Source organism: Ferrimonas kyonanensis DSM 18153 (assembly GCF_000425405.1).
Taxonomy (GTDB): Bacteria; Pseudomonadota; Gammaproteobacteria; order Enterobacterales; family Shewanellaceae; genus Ferrimonas; species Ferrimonas kyonanensis.
Genome location: NZ_KE384363.1, coordinates 311,645 through 328,445 on the forward strand (window position 1 = coordinate 311,645; position 16,801 = coordinate 328,445).

Below are 16,801 nucleotides of genomic sequence, written 5' to 3' on the forward strand. Positions count from 1 at the left end.
TATGGGAATCATTAATACCTCAGTAAAACGGCCGGTTACCGTTTGGATGTTCATTTTGGCGGTGGTGATGTTCGGACTGGTGGGCTTCAGCCGCCTGGCGGTCAACCTGCTGCCTGACATGAGCTACCCCACCCTCACCGTGCGCACCCAATACGCCGGCGCCGCCCCCGCCGAAGTGGAGCAGTTGGTCAGCAAGCCCATCGAGGAAGCCATCGGCGTCGTCAAAGGGCTGCGCAAGGTCTCCTCCACCTCCCGGGCCGGGTTATCCGACGTGCTGCTGGAGTTTGAATGGGGCACCGACATGGACCTGGCGGCCCTGGACAGCCGGGAAAAACTCGATGCCATTCAACTGCCGCTGGACGTCGACAAACCCCTGATCCTGCGCTTTAACCCCAACCTGGATCCCATCGTCCGGCTGGCGGTCACCGCCGAGGACAGCGCCCAGGCCAACCTGGTGGCGCTGCGCACCTGGGTCGAAGAGGAGCTCAAACGCACCCTGGAAACCGTTCCCGGTGTGGCCTCGGTGCGCCCCTCCGGAGGCCTGGAGCAGCAGGTACAGATCCTCATCGACCAGCAGAAAATGGCCCAGCTTGGCCTCAGTGTCGAGCAGCTGATTGAACGTATCCGCAATGAAAACATCAACCTGTCCGCCGGCAAACTCACCGAGGGCGATCAGGAACTGCTGATCCGCACCCTCAATCAGTTCCAGAACCTGGACGAGCTGCGGCAACTGATCGTCTACCGCGACGGCCAGCGCCAGGTGCGGCTGTTTGAGATTGCCGAGGTTCAGGACAGTTTCAAGGAGCGCGACAACATCAGCCGCTCTGCCGGCCAGGAAGCGGTGGAACTGGCCATCTACAAAGAGGGCGATGCCAACACCGTGGCGGTGGCCCAGGCCCTGAAACGCAAGCTCGAGCAACTGCAGCCCGACAGCCGTTACCCCATCACTCTGCTGTACGATCAATCTCGCTTTATCGAAAGTGCCGTCAGCGAGGTGACCAGTGCCGCCCTGATCGGGTCGGTGCTGGCCATGGTAGTGATCTTCCTGTTCCTGGGCGAACTCAAACCCACGTTGATCATCTCGCTGTCGATCCCGGTGTCGGTGATCGCCACCTTTAACCTGATGTACTTCGCCGGCATCAGCCTCAACATCATGTCTCTGGGCGGCATCGCCCTGGCGGTAGGGCTGCTGGTGGACAACGCCATCGTGGTGCTGGAAAACATCGACCGCCGCCGAGCCCTGGGGGACGACCTGCAGCAAGCCGCCCGCACCGGTACCGAAGAGGTCAGCGGTGCCATTATCGCCTCCACCCTGACCACTCTGGCGGTGTTTGTGCCGCTGATTTTCGTCGACGGCATCGCCGGCCAGTTGTTTGCGGATCAGGCCATGACCGTGGCCTTCGCCCTGATCGCCTCACTGCTGGTGGCCCTGTCCGCCATTCCGATGCTCTCTTCCCGCAAGGGCATTACCCTGCGCCCGCCAGCACCGACCGCCCCCAAACCCCGAGCTGATACTCGGCTGGGGCTGGTGCGCCAGCGCGCCGCCACGGTATTCAGCTTTCCGTTTGTGCTGCTGTTCTCCTACCTGCCGAACCTGCTGATCGCCCTGGTCCTGATGCTAAGCCGGCTGCTGCGCCGAGTCGCACGACTGCTGTTCACGCCAATCCTGTGGGCCTTTAATGCCCTCTACGCCGGCCTGACCTGGTGCTACCCGAGAATGCTGAGGCTGGCGATGTCCGCCCGCTGGCTGACCCTGGCCCTGGCCATTGCCATCACCGGATTTGCCGTCACCCTGGTGCCGAAACTGGGCATGGAGCTGATTCCGCCAATGAATCAGGGCGAGTTCTATCTGGAGGTGCAGCTGCCACCGGGCACCGAAGTCGGCCACACCGACCGGGTGCTCGACCATCTGGCCACGGCCATTGTCGACGATGCCGATGTGGAGCAAGTCTACTCCCAGGCTGGCAGCGGCGGCCTGCTCAGCTCCGCCTCTCAGATCGGCGGCGAAAACTGGGGCCGCCTGCAGGTGGTGCTGGCCAATGCCGGCGCTCAGCCCAGAATCATGGCCCAGCTTCGCGCCGTCGCCAGTCGCATTCCGGATCTGGAGTACACCGCCCAGTCGCCGGAGTTATTCAGCTTTAAAACCCCCATGGAACTTGAGATCAGCGGCTACGACCTGCAGCAGCTGAAACAGGCCAGCCTGATGGTGGCTCGAGTATTGGGTCAGTCCGGCCGCTTCAAAGACGTGCAAAACAGCCTCAAAGAGGGGCAACCGGAGCTGACGGTGCGTTTTGACCACAGCAAGTTAGCCACTCTGGGACTGACCGCACCAGACGTCGCCAACCGGGTGGCATCGGTGATCGGCGGCAGCGTGGCCTCCCGCTACACCGTGCGCGATCGCAAAATTGACATCCTGGTGCGAGCCCTGCCCAACCAGCGGGATCAAATGGACGACCTGGCCAGCCTGATCGTCAACCCGGGCTCGGAACACCCCATTGCCCTCAGCGCGGTCGCCAACATCAGCGAAGAGATTGGCCCGGCGGCCATCAACCGCATCGCTCAGCAGCGGGTGGCCATCGTCTCGGCTAACCTCAGCTTTGGTTCCCTCAAGGAAGCGGTAGCCGATGCCACCGCTTTGCTGCAACAGCTGCAACTGCCCGCCGGCACCAGCATTCAGTTTGGCGGCCAGAACGAGGAGATGGAGCATTCGGTCAACTCGCTGTACATCGCCTTGGCCCTGGCCGTGTTTCTGGTGTACCTGGTGATGGCCAGCCAATTTGAATCCCTGCTGCATCCCCTGCTGATTCTGGTGGCAGTGCCCATGGCCCTGGCCGGCAGCGTCTACGGCCTGTGGCTCACCGGCACCCACATCTCGGTCATCGTCTTTATCGGCCTGATCATGCTGGCGGGTATCGTGGTCAACAACGCCATCGTGCTGGTGGATCGCATCAACCAACTGCGCGGCAGCGGCCTGGATAAAGCGCAGGCGATTCAGGATGCCGCCCACTCTCGACTGCGACCGATCCTGATGACCACCCTGACCACCACCTTGGGACTGGCACCGATGATGATTGGCCTCGGCGACGGCGCCGAGATGCGCGCACCGATGGCAATCACCGTCATCGCCGGCTTGCTGCTATCGACCCTGCTGACGCTGGTGGTGCTGCCGGTGCTCTACAGCCTGTTCGACAACAAACACTTTGCCACGGAGGCTGCTCATGACCAGTAACCTGACCGCCCTGGCCCTGAGGCGACCGGTAACCGTGTCCATGGCCTTCATCGCCATGCTGCTGATGGGCATCGTCTCCAGCCGGTTGCTGCCGCTGGAGATGTTTCCCGGTCTCGACATTCCAGAAATCATGGTAGAGGTGCCCTATCAGGGGGCGTCGCCACAGGAGGTGGAGCGCAGCATCACCTCGGTGCTGGAGGAGTCGCTGGCCACCCTCAGCGACGTCAAGGCGATGCGCTCCACCTCGACCGAGAACGGCGCCTTCATTGAGCTGGAGTTTGACTGGGGCAGCAGCCTGGCCACCAAAACCGTGGAAGCCCGCGAGCGGCTGGACTCGGTGCGCCACCTGTTGCCCGAGGACGTAGAGCGGGTGCTATTGCGTCAGTTTTCCACCGCCGACATGCCCATCTACACCCTGAGGATCTCTTCCGAACGGGATCTCAGCGGTGCCTACGACCTGTTGGAGAAACAACTGAAACGGCCACTGGAACGCCTGCCCGGCGTGTCTCAGGTGACCCTGTACGGCGTCGACAAACAGCGCATCGAGATTCGCATCGATCCGGATCGGCTTACCGCCAGTGGCGTGCCGGCCTCGCTGCTGCAACAACGATTGAATCAGGAGAACTTTGTCATCAGCGGCGGTAACCTGCGTACCCAGCAAACCCTGTGGCAGCTGTCGCCCAAGGGGGAGTTTCGCAGCCTCGACGAGATCAAGCAGTTGATTCTGGCGCCCAACATTCGCCTCGGGGATGTGGCCAGCATCGACTACACCCTGCCGGAGCGTATCGATGGCCGCCACCTCAACCGGGCCTATGCCATCGGCCTGGACATCTTTAAGGAGTCCGGCGCCAACCTGGTGGAGGTCGCGGCCCGGGTGACCAAGGTTATCGATGCCACCAACGCCAATCCGCAGTTTCGCGGCATCGAACTGTTCTCCATGGACGATCAGGCCAAGGGGGTCAAAAGCTCGCTGCATGATCTGCTGATGGCGGGCCTGGTGGGGGCGGCACTGTCGTTCGGTGTGCTGTTTCTGTTCCTGCGCAACGTGGCCATGACCCTGGTGATCGTGGTGTCGGTACCGATCTCCATCGCCATCACCCTGGCTGCCATGTACCTGATGGGCTATACCCTCAACATCCTGTCGATGATGGGGCTGCTGCTGGCGGTGGGCATGCTCATCGACAACTCGGTGGTGGTCACCGAGTCGGTATTGCAAGCCCAGGAACACCGCGACGATGGCGATCGCCATCAGGCGATACTTGATGGCGTCAACAAGGTGGCCCTGGCGGTACTGGCCGGCACCCTGACCACCATCATCGTGTTCCTGCCCAATATCTTTGGCATCAAGGTGCAGATGACCATGTTCCTGGAACACGTCGCCATCGCCATCTGCATCTCACTGCTGGCATCACTGCTGCTGGCCAAGACCCTGCTGCCGCTGCTGTTGTCCCGGCTTGGCCGCATTCGTCTCGGCTCCCACAATGCCCCCAAGGGCCAACGCCATTATCAACGCGCCCTAAGCTGGTGTCTGAACTGGCCAAAAACCACCGGCCTTATCACCCTGGTGATCCTGGCCAGCACCGCCCTGCCCGTCAGCCAGGTCAACATGGCCGACGACGACGACGCCGAAGATCGGCTTTATCTGCGTTACCACCTGGAAGGCCAGCACGCCCTGGCCGTCACCGAAGGGATGGTCAACCGGGTGGAAGAGTACCTGTATGCCAATCAGCAACAGTTGGGGTTTGACAGTGTCTACAGCTACTACGCCACCGATAACGTCGCCACCACCCTGATCATGAAGGAAACCCTGCCAGCGGACATCGAAACCATTAAGCAGACCATTCGCGACAACATGCCGAGGCTGACCGACGCCAACCCGGAATTTGGCTGGAATGGCGGCAACAACGCCGGCATGCGGGTCACCCTCACCGGACGCTCTACCACGGTGCTGATGGAGTTGGCCGACCAACTGGTGCCGCTGTTTCAGGACATCGACGGCCTCGAGGACGTTCGCTCCGACATCAACAGTGGTCAGTATGAACTTCAGGTACAGTTCGACCGCCAACAACTGTCGCGGCTCGGCATTGACATGGCCGGTGCGGCTCAGACCGTGGCGCTGGCCGTCAGAGGCGACAACCTGCGATCCTTCCGCCACGATCCCAGTGGTGAAGTGCAGATTTTCCTGGCCTGGGACCGGCAGTGGCGCCAGTCACTGCAACGACTGAAGCAGCTGCCGCTGGCTCGACATAATAACCGGGTCTATACCCTGGAGATGCTGGCCAGCATCACTCTGGAACCCAGGTTGCAAGAGATCAAACACTACAATCGCCAGACGGCCCTGACCATCGGCGGCAACGTCGAGGACAGCTCGATGGATGAAGCCAAGGCGGCCCTGACTCAGGTGCTGGACTCATTGCACTGGCCAGAGGGCTACGACTACCAGTTTGGCGGCGGATTCCGCCAGCAAGAGGACGACCAGGCGGTAATGATCACCAACATGCTGCTGGCCATCGCCATGATCTACATTGTAATGGCGGCGCTGTTTGAGTCGCTGTTGCTGCCCACGGCGGTGATCTCCTCAATCCTGTTCTCCATCACCGGGGTCTTCTGGACCTTCTTTATTCTCGGTCAGGACATGTCGATGATGGCGATGATCGGCATCCTGATCTTGATGGGGGTGGTGGTCAACAACGGCATCGTGCTGGTGGATCAGATCAATCAGCGGGAACCGGACATCGACAAGCTGAAGCAAGCCATTGTCGATGCTGCCGGATCGAGGCTACGGCCGGTGCTTATGACGGTAGCCACCACGGTGCTGGGTCTGGTGCCGTTGGCGCTGAACGATACCCGACTGGCCGGCGGCGGCCCCTCCTACACCCCGATGGCGCTGGCGATCATCGGCGGGCTGCTGTTCTCCACCGTTACCAGCCTGTTTCTGGTGCCTTACTGCTACCTGTTGCTGACCCGAATGCGCCATTTCTACGCCCAGAAAAGCGCCCGCATCAAACAATGGAGCGACGGCGCCCTACCCAGGTGGCTGTAAGCCATTGCCGTGTTGTTGTATCCCGATGGCCAGTTGTTCCCCTGGCCAGTTTGGAGAGGCCTGTGCCTCTCCTTTTTTTCCACCATGGCATTAACAACCCTAAAAACCAATTTTAAGTACTTGTTTGGGCAATAAAAATTACAGCTGTCGTTAGAACAGTCCGCGCTGATTTATCGCGTTTGATTCTAATTCCATAAAAATGGAAATGTTAACCTTGCCACCAATCAATATTACTAATAGTTATAAAAAGGCATTTCCTTATGCGCGCAAACCTTGTTGCGTTGGCTGTCGCAGCGAGCATTACAGCCCCCCAGACCCTGGCCTCACAGGACAAGGTCGAAACCATCGAGGTGATCGGCTCCCGCATCGCCCTGCGCACCGCCACCGACAGTGCGGCCCCCATCGACATCATCAGCGGTGAGCAACTGCAGGCCACCGGCATGACCGAAACCGCTCAGGCACTGCAGTTCGCCGCGCCCAGCTATGCCTTTCCGTTCTCGTCGGTTACCGACGGCACCGACGCCGTGCGCCCGGCCAATCTGCGCGGCATGTCACCGGACCACACCCTGGTGCTGGTGAACGGCAAGCGTCGCCACGGCTCGGCGCTGGTGCACACCAGCGGCACCGTCGGCAAGGGCTCCTCCAACGTCGACCTGAATGCCATCCCCATGGCTGCCATCAAGCGGATTGAGATTCTTCGCGATGGCGCCGCCGCCCAGTACGGCTCCGACGCCATTGCCGGGGTCATCAATGTGGTGCTGAACGATGCGGATCAGGGCGGCAGCATCGCCACCCAGATAGGTCAGACCTACGAGGGGGATGGCGAGCAGGTTCGAGTTGGCCTTAACCATGGCCTGAGCCTCGGCGACGACGGCTTCCTCAACCTGTCATTGGAGGCCCAACAGAAAAACGCCACCAACCGGGCCGGTGCCGATCCCCGTCAGCAATACCCAACCCTGGCCGATGGCAGCCCGGATCCCCGCGAGGCGAGCTTTGATCGCAACAGCCACCACATCGGCAACAGCGACTACGACAACTACGGCCTGTTCGCCAATGCCGGCTACTCCCTCGATGGCGAGGACAACCTGTATGCCTTTGGCGGCATCAGCCAGCGCGAATCCAAATCCGGCGCCTTTTACCGCCGCGCCCTGGATGGCCGCAATCTGCCCGAGATCTATCCGGACGGCTTCCTGCCTCAGATTAACCCGGAAATCATCGATTACTCGCTGGTGCTGGGCTATGAGTTTGCCCTTGGTCAGTGGCAACTGGACGCCTCCGCCGGCTACGGCAGCAACAGCTTTGAATACCGGGTGGTCAACAGCCTCAACGCCTCACTGGGACCAAGCAGCCCCACCGAGTTTGATGCCGGCACCCTGTCCACCGAAGAGCTGAACCTGAACCTGGACGCCTCTCGCTACTACGAGTTTTACAACGACTCCGAGCTGGTGGTGGCCCTGGGCCTGAGCTGGCGCAACAGTGGTTACCAGATAGAAGCTGGCGACGAGGCGTCCTACCTCAAGGGCGACTACCAGAATAAATCCGGCGGCAGCCAGGGCTTTAGTGGTTTTACGCCGCAATCGGAAGTGGACGAGGATCGCCACAACCTGGGGCTGTACCTGGAACTGGAAAATCAGTACAGCGAACAATGGTACTGGGCCGCGGCGGTGCGTTTCGAGGATTACTCCGACTTTGGCACCAACACCAGCTGGAAACTGGCCGGGCGCTACGACATCACCGACAACCTGGCCCTGCGGGCCACCACCAATACCGGATTCCGCGCCCCCAGTGTGCAGCAACTGTACTACACCAGCATCTCCACCTTTTTCGACCCGGATCCGGACACCGGCGAGTTTGTTCCCAGGGAGTCGGGCACCTTTAATACCCTGTCCCCCATCACCCAGGCTCTGGGCATCGATGAACTGGAGCCGGAGATCTCCCACTCCTACAGCCTGGGACTGGTGTACCTGACCGACTTTGGCCTCACCGTCACCGTCGACGCCTATCAGATTGATGTCGATGACCGCATCATCCTGTCCGGCTCGCTGGATAAGGACGCCTCGCCCGCCATCGCCGCCCTGTTCGAGGGCACCAATGCCGAGTCCGGACGTTTCTTCCTCAATGGCCTCGACACCCGCACCCGGGGTATTGATGTGGTGGCATCTCAAGACATCGATCTGGGCCGCTGGGGCGATCTGGAGGCCAACCTGGCCTACGCCTATAACAGCACCGACATCGAACAGGTGAATCTGCCGGCCATCCTCGACGCCCAGGAAGCGGCACTGTTCGATCGTCGCGAGGAGATTCGACGTACCGATGCCAACCTGCATCATAAAGGCAATCTGGGCTTTAGCCACCGCTACGGCGATTTCACCAGCCACCTGAGGTTTAACTATTTTGGCACCTACACCGTGGGTTACTCCCAAAGTGAGGTCAAATACGACGCCAGCTGGACCACGGATCTCAGCGTTCGCTATCAGGCCACCGACGCCATCAGCCTTACTGCCGGCGCCCAGAACCTGTTTGACACCTACCCGGAGAAGCGTCCCGACGACAATAACTTCAACGGCATCTTCCAGTATCCGGTCACCAATACGCCCTATGGCTTCAACGGCGGCTACTACTTCGTCGATCTGACTTACAGGTACTAAGTCGAAGACAAAAAACAGCCCGGCAGTTGCCGGGCTGAATTGTTAAGGAAGGATACCCAGCTCATAGGCCTTGGCCGTCAAATGAATCCGGTTTCTGGCATTGAGGCAGGATTTCAGATTGTCCAGGTGATAATCCACTCCACGACTGGAGAGGTTTTTCAGCTCGGCAATCTCCTTGGTGATGTACCCCTGAGACAGCAGCCTGAGTATCTCCAGCGCCTGCTCCGGAATCAGCCCTGAATCAAACCAGGGGTTGAGCTCCTTGAAGTAGCGCCCACACATCTGGTGATGAAACCGCTCCAACTCGCAACGAATCTCACTTTTCCTGTTCAGGGCAGAGCGTTCAAACGGTTCCGACTGCTGGGCCGAGGTCAGAAAAAAGAAACCAAAAAAGCCCCGCCTGACCCTGTCCAGCACACCGGTTCCCATCTCGGCATTCACATGGTGGCTGGCCATCAGCTTTAACAGCGCCTGATTTTTGCGCTCGCCGCAGCGAGGCTGATAAAACTCAAACTCCTCAGACGCCTCGTAGTGATAGCATTTATCCTGTTCTGCATAACGTTTGAGGTACTGCTCGATGTAGGGCAGTGTTGCCTGATCCCCTCCTAATACATAACTCTTTCTCAGCATCCTGGCTGGCGAGTAGGTTTTGAAATCCACTTTGTTGGCAAACTCCATATCCAACTCATCTTCACTTTCGGGAAGATAAAACAGGGTGTAGTAGAAGGAACTGATGCCGAAATCAGCCAGAGCAGTCACGAACGTCTGCTCCTCCTCCACCCTTAATCTGCCTCGCTTCATAATGCCCCCTTGACTCGAGCTGCGACTGCCCCGAGCGACCTCGAGGCAGTCGATTTTTTTAGGGCTATTTTCCGCCTACCAGCACATCCTGCTCGTTGTTATGACAACTGACGCAAGAGTAAGGATCGGGGAAGGTGGCACTCTGACCTTTACCCAACTTTTCGAAGGGATGAGCCGTGAAATTCGCCTCGATGGCATCGCCATGGCCAACCATGTCAAAGTGACAACGGTAACAGCCGGCTTTCTGATCGTGGCCCTTGGGCGCACCGTTGTTGCCATGACACTCGGCACACTTAGCCGGTTCAATCAGCCTATCGTCCGCCAACGTCGGGTGTTTGCCGTAGTCCATGTCCTTGGCAGTATGACACATGCCGCAGTTTGCCACCTTCCAGCCGAAATGCGACTCGGACAATGGCGCCACAGGCTCAAGAACACTGCCTCGGGTCAGGCGATAGGGATCACGCTCATCCCCCTGCACAAACTCCTGTACTTCGTAGTAGGAGCGATAGAAGTCGCCGTACTGGAATACCATCACGTCCGGATTGGCCAGCACCGCCATGTCACCGACAATGTGCGGCGAATAGTCAAACGGCGTCTGATTCAATTTCTGATAGGGCGCCCCCTCGCTTTCAAACAGCATCTTATGGCTCCAGTTGTAGTTCCAGCCATAGAAGCCACTGGAGTAGAGACCATCGATGTCATTAATGGCGTAGGTCTCCACCGTGGTATTGGTATCCAGAGACGGCCACAGGATCAGGCTGCCGGAATGACCGGGGACGTCGTTGAGGGACAGGGCCACATCCGCCATGGTCACCACACCATCGTAGTAGTAATCCGGGCGCAGATTATGCGGCGTCACTTCCACGTCACGAATCACGTAATCCGGTTTGTAGTCCCAGCAGATGAAGCCTTCGATACCGCAACTGATGAACATCCCTTCCATCACAAAACCGGTGTGATACATCGGCTGGCCATTATCATCCAGTTGCGCTTCGGAGCGCTCTTCGGTGAACTCCGACTCGTAAGGGTTGGCGCGGTTGTACTCCTTGATATAGCGGGTCTCAAACTCCATGTCACTATTCAGACGCATGCGGGTCTGCACCTGAATTTCAGAGACGATCACCTTGCCGTCGTTGTCGTTCAGGCGGCTGATCTCCTCCTGCTGCGCCTGGTGATAGAAGTCCACCTCGTCCTGGGGATAGGGGGCAAAGCCAATGTTCATTTTGTGCTTCACCAGGGTCTCATCCGGCCTGAAATAACCGATGTGTTCCAGCCCCCAGTTGTTGGCTGCGGTTTCATCACCGCCATCGTAGTCCTGGGCGGCCATCCAGTTACCTTCACCATTAACGGTGATGTCGAAACTGCGCCGCTGCGGGTCCCACTGGTACTCCAGGTTGACCTCACAGTCCGCCGGCTTGCCCCAGCGGTCGCAGATCTCCTGCTTGCGGTTCTCGGCGGCATAAACCAGGGCATCCAACTCGGTAAAGTTGCCCGGTTTGAACATCTTCACGTACTCGTTTTTGATCGACTCACCACCATGGTGCTGATCCAACCACTGCAACACCTCGTCGCCGCTGATCACGATGGGCCGAGTCGCCGGTGGCGTTATTACCATCCCTCCCGGGTAGAAGTAAAAACCGCTGCCCTCATTCCAATACAGATTGAAATTTTTGCCGGCCATGGTGTGGGTGGGCCGGGGGCCAAATACCCGCTCGGCGGGACGGTCGGGATCCACCACCGGCGGTTTCGGTGGCTCGGGAGCATCATCGTCGCTGCCACCACAGCCGGTCAGCACCGATGCCACCGCGGCGCACAGTAGCCATTTTTGCGTTTCTCTCATCATCATTATCACCTTTTTATAAATGGCCTTGCGGCCTTGAGGCGATAATAGGAGGCAAAAATATGCAAATAACCCGGCATTTACATATTGACTTTTCTTCACAGAGACGGATTGAGGGCCAACTCACATCGAATGCTGCGGAAGCTCACAGAATTCCCGTGCCGATGGCCACAATCATTGAGTACCAACGACAAAGCGACGCATGCCCTTGCCCGAATGGACCATTGCGGCGTGCAGTCAGCCAACAACAGCAGTGAACCCTAGCCCGAGCCTACCCAGCACTGAAAAACGATGCTATTTTCAACAATCCCCCCTCAATCTGGATGAGTCACTATGCGCAAGCTGCTGCTGTTCGCCCTGATCTGTGCCCTGCCCGCCAGCGGCGACGATCGGTTTAAAGATGTCGAAATTCAGGCGCTCGAACTGGCCCAGGGCGTCTACATGCTCACCGGCAGTGGTGGCAACATCGGTGTCAGCGCCGGCGAGGATGGCGTGTTGATCATCGACGACCAGTTTGCTCCCTTGGCGGATCGCATCGCCGCGGCCCTGAAAGCCATCAACCCCAGGCCGGTCAAGTACCTGTTGAATACTCATTATCATGGCGATCACACCGGCGGCAACGCCGAGTTTGCCGACCAGGCCACCATCTTCGCCCACCACAACGTGCGGCTGAGACTGGCTCAGGACAGCCAACTGACAGACGCCCACCTACCGGTAGTCACCTATGGCGACGGCATCACCATCCATTTCAATGGCGAACGCCTGCGAGTGGTGCACCTGCCCTCCGGCCACACCGATGGCGACAGCCTGGTGCGCTTTGATCAGGCCAACGTGGTACACATGGGGGACCTGTTCTTTAAAGACACCTTTCCCTATGTGGATCTGAAAGGCGGCGGCAGCGTCGAGGGCTACCTGAATAACGTCACCACCGCACTGAGCTGGATGGACGACGACACCCGGGTCATTCCCGGCCACGGCGGCCTGGCGACCAAGGCGGATTTACAGAACTTTCAAAAAATGCTGCTAGACTCAATAAGATGGGCTAGAAAGCAACCGATGGACGCGTCTTTGCAGCAGTGGCAGGCAGCCTTTCCCGAATCCCTCCACTCCTGGAGCTGGCGCTTCATCACCACCGAACGTTGGGTAACCACGCTGTACGAGGACAAAGCGCGCATCCATGATTGAACTGCTGCTGTTGATCGTTGGCATTTTGATGGTGGCCATGGTACCGGTGTACCTGGCCGCCATTCTGATCCGATCGCCCACACCAGGCATGTTCATCGGCATCATTACGGTGGCGGTGGCGTTAACCCTGATCGAGTTGTCACTGCGACAGGTCGAGGGCCAATGGGGATGGGTGGTGGGGGGCGCCTTCGCGGCGGTCAGTTTCAGTCTGCTGTTTGCCACCAAAACCTGGCGCGGAATGCTGTTGGCAGCGGTATTATGCGCCACTTACGCCTACGGCACCGAGCACCTGTTGCACGGCAAAAGCCTGGGGGCCAAATTGACCGCCCAGGCCAGCATCGCTCAACAACAGTTGTGGCCGAAATGATGACTCAGCGGCTCAGAATGGCCTGAACCCGAGCCAGATCTTCCGGTGTATCCACCCCGGCCGGCGGCGTTTCCAGCGCCCGGGCCACGTGAATTGACTCACCGTAATACAACACCCGCAACTGCTCCAGCGACTCAATCGCCTCCAGCGGGCTTGGTGCCCAGTTCACATAGCGACGAATGAAGCCGGCTCGATAACCGTAGATCCCCACATGCCGCAATGCGCCCGGGCTGACTGCCGGCCCCTGAGCAAAGGCATCACGATCGTGAGGGATGGCGGCGCGGGAGAAGTACAGCGCTTTGCCATCCTCGGCGCACACCACCTTGACCGCATTGGGATTGAACATCTCATCGCAGTCGTCAATGGCCACCCCCAAGGTGGACATCGGGGTACCACTGGCCACCAGGTTATCCGCCACCTGACGAATGTTTGCCGCCGGGATCAGCGGCTCATCGCCCTGAACGTTGACCACGACCTGATCGTCGTCCAGTTTCAGCAGCGTCACTACCTCCGCCAGCCGTTCGGTACCGGAGTTGTGATCGGCGGAGGTCATGATCACCTCGCCACCGAAGGCGGTCACCGCCTGCTGCACCCGAATGTCATCGGTAGCCACCACCACCCGCTCGGCACCGGATTGCTGAGCTTTTTCGCACACCCATTGAATCATCGGCTTGCCGGCAATGTCAGCCAGCGGCTTACCAGGAAGACGGCTGGATGCATAACGCGCCGGAATCACCACCACAAAGGACATGGGTTATTCGCCTTTCATCTCGGTGGCGCGGTTTTCCAGCAACACCGGAATGCCGTCGTCGATGGGGTAGACCAAGCGATCGCCCTTACAGGTGAGGGTTTGCTCGGCTGCGTTAAACTCCAGTTTGCCTTTGCAGACCGGGCAGGCAATGATTTCCAGCAATTTTGTATCAAACGCCATGTTGTTATTCCTTCAGTCGTGACAGCAACGCGCCGTCAAAATCTTTCGACAAGCTAGCAGCAACCGGCAAGTAAAACCAGTTGGGCTGCGCAAAAGCGCGGCATTTAACCGCATCTTTTTCAGTCATTAATAGGGTTTCAGCCGCCGGGGTCAATTGCCTCAGCTCGGGGGCGGTATAGGGGTGGTGATCGTCAAAAGGCACGCAGCGTACCGGCATCAGTCCCTGGCTTTCCAGCGAGGTAAAGAAGCGTGGCGGATGGCCGATGCCGGCCATGGCAACGATGTCCCGATCCGCATCGAACGCGCGATCACTGCCGTCCACCGCCCTCAGCGGCAGCGGCTGCAACTGCATCGAATACTCACCGGGCCTGGCGGTGCCGCCGTTGCAGATCACCAGATCCACGCTGGCTAACCGACTGACCGGCTCCCGCAACGGGCCCATAGGCAGTCGATAACCATTGCCAAAGCGGCGTTCGCCGTCCACCACCACCAGCTCAACCTTGCGGCCCAGACGGTAGTGCTGCAGGCCGTCGTCAGACAGAATCACGTCGACCTCGGTACGCTCCAGCAGCATCTGGGCAGCGGCGATGCGATCTGGCCCTACGGCCATGGGCACTCCCGTTCGCTGAACGATCAATCTGGGCTCGTCTCCCACCAGCGCCGCGGGTGTGTCACTGGCGACCCACTGTGGCCAGTTGTCCGCTTCACCGCCATAGCCTCGGGAGATAACCCCGACCCGCTTGCCCTGCCCCTGCAGTAGCTCAATCAGGTACAGCACCACCGGTGTCTTGCCATTACCGCCAACACTGAGGTTGCCCACCACAATCACCGGTACTGGCAATGTGACGGATTTCAGCAGCCCCACCGAGTAAGCCCAGCGCCGCAAGCCGCTGATCACGATGAACAGCAGGGTAAAGGGCGCCAGGACCCACAGCAGCAGACTGCCCTGCTGCCAGGCGCGCTCGAGCCAGTTACTCATTGTCACCAAACTGCATCTGATGCAATTGACTGTAGACGCCGCCTTTGGCCAGCAGTTCGGCGTGGCTGCCGCGTTCGATCACTTCGCCCTTATCCACCACCATGATCACATCGGCGTTTTCGATGGTCGACAGGCGATGGGCGATCACCAGCGAAGTTCGGCCCCGCTGCAGGTTATCCAGTGCCGCCTGAATGGCGCGCTCAGACTCGGTATCCAGCGCCGAGGTGGCCTCATCCAGGATCAGCACCGGTGCATCGCGCAAAATGGCCCGGGCAATGGCGATGCGTTGACGCTGGCCCCCGGACAGCAGGATGCCGTTTTCACCGACCATGGTATCCAGTCCCTCGGGCAGATCCCGAACGAACTCCATCAGATACGCCGCTTCGGCGGCGGCTTCAATCTGCTCACGGCTGCAGTTGTCGCAGGCGTAAGCAATGTTGTTGGCGATGGAGTCGTTAAACAGGGTCACCTGCTGCGACACCATGGCAATCTGGCTACGCAAGTTACTCAGGGAATACTCATTCACATTGACGCCATCGAGCAGCACCTCGCCCTCGGTCACATCATAGAAGCGTGGCAGCAAGTTGGAGATGGTGCTCTTACCAGAGCCGGAGCGCCCCACCAGCGCCAGGGTCTGACCGGCCCCCACCTGCAACGACACATTGCGCAGGGCCGGCTCCTCTTTGTTGGTGTTGGGATAACTGAACGTCACATTGTTCAGTGTCAGCTGGCCCTGTACCCGCTCCACCTGATGAGTACCGCTGTCGGCGGCATCGGGCTTGTCCAGTACCGCAAACACGGTGTGGGCGGCGGTAATGCCTCGCTGGAAGTCGGCATTGACCTTGGTCAGGTGCTTCATCGGCTGCATCAGCCCCATCATGGAGCCAATGATGGTGACGAAGGTGCCCGGAGTCAGGGTCTGCAACACCGAATCAAAACTGGCCACAAACAACACCACACCGATGGCACCGGAGCCAATAATCTGAATGATGGGCTGGCTGATGGCCTGGGCGGCAGACAACTTCATGTTCTGACGCCGGTTGAGGTTGTTGATGCGGGCAAAACGCTCGGCTTCGACCTCTTGACCACCAAAGGCAATTACGTTTTTGTGGCCTTTGATCATCTGTTCCGATGCCGTCGTTACCCCGCCCATAGCCAGCTGAATCGCCTTGGAGACCTTACGGAAACGGCGGCTGACAATGGTAATCACCCAGGCCACAATCGGGCCTACCATGAAGAAGATCAGCGACAACTGCCAGCTCTGATAGAACATGATAAACAGCAAGCCGATGACGGTGGCACCGTCTCGCACCATGCTGACCAGGGCACTGCTGGAGGCTCGGGCGACCTGCTCGGTATCAAAGGTAATGCGGCTGATGAGATCACCGGTGCTCTGAGTATCGAAATAACTCACTGGCAAACTCAGGTATTTATTGAACACCATCTGGCGCATGTTCTGCACCACCTTCTGGCTGACCCAGGCCAGGCAGTAAGTCGACACAAAGTTGGCACTGCCGCGAATCAGGAACATGCCCACCACAATCAGCGGTGCCATTCGCAGCACCTCGCTGCGCCCCTCGTTGAGGCCACTGTCGATCAGCGGTTGCACCAACCAGATCATGCCGGCATCGACCCCACCGTAGATCAACATGCCGACGATGGAGATGATAAAGGCGGTGCGGTATGGCAGCACATAGGGCCACAAGCGTTTAAACGTGGCCCAGGTTTGGCCTTTCTCTGCGCGTTGGGGTTTGGCGCTCATATCATTAACCATTCAC

The 16,801-nt window shown here is 59.1% G+C and carries 11 protein-coding genes; 5 read left to right on the forward strand and 6 right to left on the reverse strand.

Features of this window, described 5'->3' with window-relative positions:
* Position 1 precedes the first annotated feature (1 nt).
* The 3 genes from H598_RS0114965 (at position 2) to H598_RS0114975 (ending at position 8,920) form a co-directional block, all read left to right on the forward strand.
* Entirely contained in the window at positions 2-3,229 is a 3,228-nt protein-coding gene (locus H598_RS0114965; RefSeq protein ID WP_028113720.1) for an efflux RND transporter permease subunit, read from the forward strand.
* On the forward strand, positions 3,219-6,272 hold the full coding sequence (locus tag H598_RS0114970; RefSeq protein WP_035415956.1) for an efflux RND transporter permease subunit: 3,054 nt from the start codon (positions 3,219-3,221) through the stop codon (positions 6,270-6,272). The genes H598_RS0114965 and H598_RS0114970 overlap by 11 nt, the downstream gene beginning before the upstream one ends.
* Before the next feature lie 260 nt (positions 6,273-6,532).
* Positions 6,533-8,920, forward strand: a complete 2,388-nt coding sequence (locus H598_RS0114975; RefSeq protein ID WP_028113722.1) for a TonB-dependent receptor plug domain-containing protein — start codon at positions 6,533-6,535, stop codon at positions 8,918-8,920.
* Positions 8,921-8,962: 42 nt separating this feature from the next.
* On the opposite strand, the gene H598_RS25710 is transcribed toward H598_RS0114975, so the two are convergent.
* Both H598_RS25710 and H598_RS0114985 read right to left on the reverse strand, forming a co-directional pair.
* Complete coding sequence (locus H598_RS25710) at positions 8,963-9,721, reverse strand: response regulator transcription factor (protein WP_028113723.1); 759 nt, start codon at positions 9,719-9,721, stop codon at positions 8,963-8,965.
* A 64-nt stretch (positions 9,722-9,785) separates the two neighbouring features.
* The gene (locus tag H598_RS0114985; protein WP_169629290.1) at positions 9,786-11,567 is read right to left on the reverse strand and encodes a cytochrome c3 family protein; all 1,782 of its coding nucleotides are present in this window, start codon (positions 11,565-11,567) and stop codon (positions 9,786-9,788) included.
* Between the two features lie 327 nt (positions 11,568-11,894).
* Here H598_RS0114985 and H598_RS0114990 point away from each other — a divergent pair, with 327 nt between their 5' ends.
* Together H598_RS0114990 and H598_RS0114995 are read left to right on the forward strand one after the other, a co-directional pair.
* Positions 11,895-12,746: an MBL fold metallo-hydrolase gene (locus H598_RS0114990; protein ID WP_028113725.1), complete on the forward strand. Its 852-nt coding sequence runs from the start codon at positions 11,895-11,897 to the stop codon at positions 12,744-12,746.
* On the forward strand, positions 12,739-13,113 hold the full coding sequence (locus H598_RS0114995; RefSeq protein ID WP_028113726.1) for a hypothetical protein: 375 nt from the start codon (positions 12,739-12,741) through the stop codon (positions 13,111-13,113). The genes H598_RS0114990 and H598_RS0114995 overlap by 8 nt, the downstream gene beginning before the upstream one ends.
* 4 nt (positions 13,114-13,117) lie before the next feature.
* Here H598_RS0114995 and kdsB read toward each other — a convergent pair whose 3' ends face one another.
* From kdsB to msbA, 4 genes are read right to left on the reverse strand one after another with little or no spacing between them, the layout of a single operon-like run.
* Positions 13,118-13,864, reverse strand: a complete 747-nt coding sequence (kdsB, locus tag H598_RS0115000; RefSeq protein ID WP_028113727.1) for a 3-deoxy-manno-octulosonate cytidylyltransferase — start codon at positions 13,862-13,864, stop codon at positions 13,118-13,120.
* A gap of 3 nt (positions 13,865-13,867) precedes the next feature.
* Positions 13,868-14,044 carry a Trm112 family protein gene (locus tag H598_RS26125; protein WP_084144487.1) on the reverse strand — a complete coding sequence of 59 codons (177 nt, stop codon included), beginning with the start codon at positions 14,042-14,044 and terminating at the stop codon, positions 13,868-13,870.
* A gap of 4 nt (positions 14,045-14,048) precedes the next feature.
* Entirely contained in the window at positions 14,049-15,023 is a 975-nt protein-coding gene (lpxK, locus tag H598_RS0115010) for a tetraacyldisaccharide 4'-kinase (protein ID WP_035415957.1), read from the reverse strand.
* Entirely contained in the window at positions 15,016-16,785 is a 1,770-nt protein-coding gene (gene msbA, locus H598_RS0115015) for a lipid A ABC transporter ATP-binding protein/permease MsbA (protein WP_028113729.1), read from the reverse strand. Before msbA ends, lpxK begins: the two co-directional genes overlap by 8 nt.
* Positions 16,786-16,801: the final 16 nt, after the last annotated feature.

Excerpts from the sequence above, each read along its gene's own strand:
- H598_RS0114965 (WP_028113720.1), top strand. The coding sequence starts at position 2 with ATGGGAATCATTAATACCTCAGTAAAACGGCCGGTTACCGTTTGGATG.
- H598_RS0114970 (WP_035415956.1), top strand. The coding sequence starts at position 3,219 with ATGACCAGTAACCTGACCGCCCTGGCCCTGAGGCGACCGGTAACCGTG.
- H598_RS0114975 (WP_028113722.1), top strand. The coding sequence starts at position 6,533 with ATGCGCGCAAACCTTGTTGCGTTGGCTGTCGCAGCGAGCATTACAGCC.
- H598_RS25710 (WP_028113723.1), bottom strand. The coding sequence starts at position 9,721 with ATGAAGCGAGGCAGATTAAGGGTGGAGGAGGAGCAGACGTTCGTGACT.
- H598_RS0114985 (WP_169629290.1), bottom strand. The coding sequence starts at position 11,567 with ATGATGATGAGAGAAACGCAAAAATGGCTACTGTGCGCCGCGGTGGCA.
- H598_RS0114990 (WP_028113725.1), top strand. The coding sequence starts at position 11,895 with ATGCGCAAGCTGCTGCTGTTCGCCCTGATCTGTGCCCTGCCCGCCAGC.
- H598_RS0114995 (WP_028113726.1), top strand. The coding sequence starts at position 12,739 with ATGATTGAACTGCTGCTGTTGATCGTTGGCATTTTGATGGTGGCCATG.
- kdsB (WP_028113727.1), bottom strand. The coding sequence starts at position 13,864 with ATGTCCTTTGTGGTGGTGATTCCGGCGCGTTATGCATCCAGCCGTCTT.
- H598_RS26125 (WP_084144487.1), bottom strand. The coding sequence starts at position 14,044 with ATGGCGTTTGATACAAAATTGCTGGAAATCATTGCCTGCCCGGTCTGC.
- lpxK (WP_035415957.1), bottom strand. The coding sequence starts at position 15,023 with ATGAGTAACTGGCTCGAGCGCGCCTGGCAGCAGGGCAGTCTGCTGCTG.
- msbA (WP_028113729.1), bottom strand. The coding sequence starts at position 16,785 with ATGAGCGCCAAACCCCAACGCGCAGAGAAAGGCCAAACCTGGGCCACG.